Origin of the sequence: Nocardioides pelophilus (assembly GCF_014180685.1) — a bacterium.
GTDB lineage: Bacteria > Actinomycetota > Actinomycetes > Propionibacteriales > Nocardioidaceae > Nocardioides > Nocardioides pelophilus.
In genome coordinates, this window is sequence record NZ_JACEHF010000226.1 from 1 (window position 1) to 5,565 (window position 5,565).

Annotated in this window: 5 protein-coding genes; 3 read left to right on the forward strand and 2 right to left on the reverse strand. The window is 71.7% G+C overall.

All coding sequences use genetic code 11. The annotated features are described in order from the left end of the window. Positions 1–2,215: MMPL family transporter (locus H0488_RS21715; protein ID WP_183101295.1), on the reverse strand; the 2,215-nt coding region annotated here is incomplete at its 3' end. A gap of 52 nt (positions 2,216–2,267) precedes the next feature. After that, positions 2,268–3,608: a crotonyl-CoA carboxylase/reductase gene (gene ccrA / locus H0488_RS21720; RefSeq protein ID WP_183101296.1), complete on the reverse strand. Its 1,341-nt coding sequence runs from the start codon at positions 3,606–3,608 to the stop codon at positions 2,268–2,270. Positions 3,609–3,730: 122 nt separating this feature from the next. Here ccrA and H0488_RS21725 point away from each other — a divergent pair, with 122 nt between their 5' ends. The 3 genes from H0488_RS21725 to H0488_RS21735 form a co-directional block, all read left to right on the forward strand. Further along, positions 3,731–4,465: a LamB/YcsF family protein gene (locus tag H0488_RS21725; RefSeq protein WP_183101298.1), complete on the forward strand. Its 735-nt coding sequence runs from the start codon at positions 3,731–3,733 to the stop codon at positions 4,463–4,465. Next, complete coding sequence (locus tag H0488_RS21730) at positions 4,462–5,118, forward strand: 5-oxoprolinase subunit B family protein (protein ID WP_183101297.1); 657 nt, start codon at positions 4,462–4,464, stop codon at positions 5,116–5,118. The genes H0488_RS21725 and H0488_RS21730 overlap by 4 nt, the downstream gene beginning before the upstream one ends. Continuing rightward, on the forward strand, positions 5,115–5,565 hold a 451-nt coding region (locus H0488_RS21735; protein ID WP_220794881.1), incomplete at its 3' end, for a 5-oxoprolinase subunit C family protein. The genes H0488_RS21730 and H0488_RS21735, both read left to right, overlap by 4 nt.

A 5,565-nucleotide genomic window follows, 5' to 3' on the forward strand; every position in this document is an offset into this window, starting at 1 on the left:
CTCCTGCCGGACGTGGCGGGGGCGCGGTGGCGGCCGGGGGTGGTGGGGGCGGGAACGCCGCGAGGGGAGCGCCGGCCGGGACCAGCTCGGCGCCCTCGCGGAAGCCGTAGCGCTCCCACCACCGGCGCAGCGGCCCCGGCGCCCACCAGTTCAGCCGCCCGAGCAGGGCCATCGTGGCGGGCACCATCAGTGCGCGGACGATGGTCGCGTCCACGATCAGGGCCACCACCATGCCGACGCCGAGCATCTTCATCAGCACGATGTCGCCGGTGGCGAAGGCCCCGATGACCACGCCGAGCAGGAGAGCGGCGGAGGTGATGATCCGGCCGGTGGACTGGACGCCGCTGGCGACGGCCAGCTCGTGGTCGCCGGTGGCGTCCCAGCGCTCCCGCACCCGTGAGAGCAGGAAGACCTCGTAGTCCATCGACAGCCCGAACAGGATCGCCAGCATCAGGATCGGGTTCGTCGCCTCGAGGAACCCGGGCGAGGTGAAGCCCAGCAGGTCGGACAGGTGGCCGTCGTTGAAGATCCACGTCACGACGCCGAACGAGGCGCTGATCGAGAACGCGTTCATGACGATCGCCTTGACCGGCAGCACGAGCGACCCGAACGCGACGAACAGCAGCACGAGCATCACCAGGAGGACGATCAGGCCCATCAGCGGCAGGTGACCGTGGACGGAGGAGATCAGGTCCACGGTGTCGGCCGTCACGCCGCCCACGAGCGCCGAGCCCGTGTCCGGCTCGATCTCCCGCAGGTCCTTCACGATCTCCTGCGAGTCCTCCGACTGGGTGTTGCCGTCCCAGACCACCCGGAGCAGGGCCGCGTCGCCCTCCTCGGCGAGCGTGACGACCTCGCGGACGCCGGCGACGTCCTCGGCAGCGGTGGCGTACGACGCGACGGCCGCGGAGTCGACGTCCTGCAGCACGACGGAGGCCAGCGAGGTCTCGGGACCGAAGTCGAGCAGCTTCTCGGCGGCGATCCTGGAGGGTGCGTCCTCGGGCAGGATCCGGTGGTCGATCCCGCCCCACTTCGCGCCCAGGAACGGCGAGGCGACCGCCAGCAGCAGGACGCCGGTGACCGCGAGCACCGCCACCGGGTGGCGCATCACGGCCCGCGCCAGGCGCGCCCAGCGGCCGTCGTCGCCCGCCGGGGCGGGCATGTCCCAGCGCCGCCGCCAGGGGAGGCGGGCTGCGTCGATCCGACGCCCGAGCAGCACCAGGATCGCCGGGAGCACCGTGAGTGCGGCCAGCATCGCGACCAGGACGGCCGCGATGCCGCCGTACCCCATGCTCCGGAGGAAGACCTGGGGGAAGATCAGCAGGCTCGACATCGAGGCCGCCACGACGAGCCCGGAGAACATGACGGTGCGACCGGCGGTCGTCAGGGTGCGGCTGACGGCGGTGCGCGGGGTCGCGGGATCACCGGGCGGCAGCAGCGCCAGCTCCTCGCGGAACCGGCTCACGATGAACAGCGAGTAGTCGACCGCCAGTCCGATCCCCAGCAGCGAGATGACGTTGATCGAGAACATCGACACGTCGGTGACCAGCGTGAGCAGGCGCATGACGGCGATCGAGCAGAGCAGCGAGACGATACCGAGCAGCGCCGGCATCGCCGAGGCGGTGAGGCTGCCGAAGATGAGCAACGCCAGCAGGACGACGAGGGGGAGCGAGAGCAGCTCCGCCCGCTTGAGGTCCTCCTCGGTGATGACGTTGACGTCGGCGTGTGCCGGGAAGAGGCCGGCCAGCTCGGTCTCCAGGCCGTCGGCATGGAGAAGCGGCTCGATCTCGTCGTAGCTGATGATCTGCTCGTTGTCGGTGTTGCCGGCGAGCGAGACGTGGACCTGCGCCGCGTGCCCGTCCGGGGTGACCAGACCGGCGTCCGCCGGCACCTCGTAGTACGCCACCACCCGCATGACCTCGGGTACGTCGAGGTCGTCGACGACGGACTGCACCGACTCCCGGAACTCGGGCTGGTCCGCGGTCAGGTCGTCGCTGGAGTAGATCGCGACGACGTCGGGCGCGTGGTTGCCGAAGAGGTCCCGCTCGATCACCGCCGCCCGGTAGCCCTCGGCGTCGGGGTCGTCGAAGCCGCCGCGGCCGAGCGAGTCGAACACGCCGGCGCCGTACACCGCCGCGCCCAGGACGACCAGCACCGCGACAGCCAGCACCAGCCGGGCATGTCGCCCGACCACGCCGGCCCAGCGGTCGATCACGACCGCAGACTAGTGGCGTTCCGGCCGGTCTGCTTCCGAACGCCTCCGAACGCTAGACGCCGCGGAACAGGTTGATCTTGTCGATGTGCTGCTCGCGCATCTCGGTGTTGAGGACACCGAGACCCTCCTCGGGGGAGAGCGCGAGCACGCCGACCTTGCCCTGGTGCAGGTTGTGGTGCACGTCGAGCGAGGCCTGGCCGACGTCCTCGAGGGAGTAGACCTTCGACAGCGTCGGGTGGATCTTGCCCTGCGCGATGAGGCGGTTGGCCTCCCACGACTCGCGGTAGTTGGCGAAGTGGCTGGAGATGATCTTCTTGAGGTTCATCCACAGGTAGCGGTTGTCGTACTCGTGCATGTAGCCCGAGGTCGAGGCGCAGGTGGTGATGGTGCCGCCCTTGCGGGTGACGAACACCGAGGCGCCGAAGGTCTCGCGCCCGGGGTGCTCGAAGACGATGTCGATGTCCTCGCCGCCGGTGAGCTCGCGGATGGCCTTGCCGAGGCGCAGCCACTCCTTCGGGTTCTGGGCGGTGCCGTCCTCGTTCCAGAACTTGAAGTCCATCTCGGAGCGGTTGATGATCTTGTCCGCGCCCATGTTGCGCACGATCTGGGCCTTCTCCTCGTTGGAGACCACGCAGATCGGGTTGGCGCCGCCGTTGAGGGCGTACTGCGTCGCGAAGCCGCCGAGACCACCCGAGGCGCCCCAGATGAGGACGTTGTCGCCCTGCTTCATGTTGCCGCCGTTGGCGGAGACGAGCTGGCGGTAGGCGGTGCAGTTGACCAGACCGGGGGAGGCGGCCTCCTCCCAGGTGAGGTGCTCCGGCTTGGGCATCAGCTGGTTGGCCTTGACCATCGCGATGTCGGCCAGGCCGCCGAAGTTGGTCTCGAAGCCCCAGATCCGCTGGGAGGGGTCGAGCATGGTGTCGTTGTGGCCGTCGGGCGCCTCGAGCTCGACCGAGAGGCAGTGGGCGACGACGCGGTCGCCCGGCTTCCACTTGGTGACGCCCGGGCCGACCTTCAGGACCACGCCGGACAGGTCGGAGCCGACGACGTGGTACGGCAGGTCGTGGCGCTTGCCGAGGTCGGACTCGCGGCCGTAGCGCTCGAGGAAGCCGAAGGTCGAGACCGGCTCGAAGATCGAGGTCCACACGGTGTTGTAGTTGATGGCCGACGCCATCACGGCGACGAACGCCTCGCCCGGGCCGAGCTCGGGGACGGCGACCTCGTCGAGGTGCAGCGACTTGCGCGGGTCCTTCTCCTTGGCGGAGAGCCCCTCGAACATGTCGACCTCGTCCTTGTGGACCGTCACGGCCCGGTAGGACTCGGGAAGCTCGAGGTTGGCGAAGTCCTCGGCGGAGGTGTCGCCGGCGAGGATGGCATCGAGAATCTGCTGCACTGTCGTTGTCTCCCTGGTTCCTGTGCAATGGGGATGGCAATCGAGGGTTGGCATGGCCGCCGCGAAGATTACCGGTCGGTAACCCTCGGGCGCGCCGATAGGCCACGATAAGGGGCGTGACGTTGCATACACGGAGCCCGTCCACGGTGGATCTCAACGCCGACGTGGGGGAGTCGTACGGCCGCTGGCAGGTCGGGGACGACGACGCGATGCTCGCGCTGGTCACCAGCGCCAACGTCGCCTGCGGCTTCCATGCGGGCGACGCACTGACCCTGCGTCGTACGTGCGCGGTGGCGGTCAGCCGCGGCGTGGCGATCGGTGCTCAGGTCAGCTATCGCGACCTGGCCGGGTTCGGCCGCAGGTTCGTCGACATGCCGGCAGCGGAGCTGACCGCCGAGGTGCTCTACCAGCTCGGCGCGCTCGACGGGATCGCCCGGGCGGCAGGCGGCGGGGTCGGCTACCTCAAGCCGCACGGAGCGCTCTACCACGCGGTGAACCGGCACGAGGAGCAGGCGCGAGCGGTCGTCGAGGCGGTGCTGGCGTACGGCGGCCTGCCGGTCCTGGGACTCCCGGGGTCGCTGTTCCTGACCCTGGCGGCCGAGGCCGGGCTGCCGACGGTCGGTGAGGGGTACGCCGACCGCGCCTACCTCGACGACGGCTCGCTCGTGCCGCGAGGAGAGCCCGGGGCGGTCCTCGCCGACCCGGCCGCGGCGGCCGCGCAGGCGGTCCGGCTCGCCGCCGCGGGCGAGGTGCGCTCCCTGTGCGTCCACGGCGACTCGGTCGGCGCCGCGGAGATCGCGGCCGCCGTCCGCGCCGCCCTCGTCGACGCCGGGATGACGGTCGCGGCGTTCGCATGACCACCACCCCGCGCCTGCTCCCGTACGGCGACCGCGCGCTCCTCCTCGAGCTTCCCGACACCGCCACCGTGGTCGCGTGCATCGACGCCCTCACCGACGACCCCGCCCTCCGCGACCTGGTCGACGACCTCGTGCCCGGAGCCCGGACGGTCCTGGTCCGCGCCCGCCCCGGGGTCGATCTCGGCGTGCTCCGGCAACGCGTCGTACCTGACCTACCGGTCCTGAGATCGCCGAACCCGGGACCGGTGGGTCAGGTGCGACGCGAGGGCGAGCACCCCGTCATCGAGATCCCGGTGGAGTACGGCGGACCCGACCTGGCCGAGGTCGCGCGGCTGACCGGGCTCGGCGAGGAGGGAGTGGTCGCCGCGCACACGGAGGCCACCTGGCGGGTGGCGTTCGGCGGTTTCGCGCCGGGCTTCGCCTACCTGATCGGCGGCGATCCGCGGCTCGCGGTGCCGCGGCGGGACAGCCCGCGCACCAGGGTCCCCGCGGGGGCCGTCGGCCTGGCGGGCGAGTTCAGCGGCGTCTACCCGCGCGAGTCACCGGGCGGCTGGCAGCTGATCGGCCGCACCGATGTGTCCATGTGGGACCTCGACCGCGACCCGCCGGCCCTGCTCGCCGCCGGGGTCGCGGTCCGGTTCGTACCGGTATGAGCCTGCGCGCCGCGCTCCGCGTGCACCGCACCGGCGGACCGTGCCTGGTCGAGGACGACGGGCGCCGGGGGCTGGCCGCGATCGGCGTCGGCCGTTCGGGCGCGGCCGACCGCTCGTCGTACGCGCTGGCGAACCGGCTGGTCGGCAACGCTGCCGGCGCGGCCGCGCTCGAGGTCACACTCGGTGGGCTGGAGGTCGAGGCTGTCGACGGCACGGTCTGGCTCGCGGTGACCGGGGCGCCGACGCCGGTCACGGTGGGCTCGCGGAGCGAACCGACCGGCGCCGTGCTCGTCCTGCGGCCGGGCCACCGACTGACGCTCGGCACCCCCGCGCGCGGCCTTCGCTCCTACGTCGCCGTCCGCGGCGGCATCGACGTCGCCCCCGTGCTCGGCTCCCGCTCGCGCGACACGCTGGCCGGGCTGGGCCCCGCGCCGGTCGGCGCCCGCG

Excerpts from the sequence above, each read along its gene's own strand:
- H0488_RS21730 (WP_183101297.1), top strand. The coding sequence starts at position 4,462 with ATGACCACCACCCCGCGCCTGCTCCCGTACGGCGACCGCGCGCTCCTC.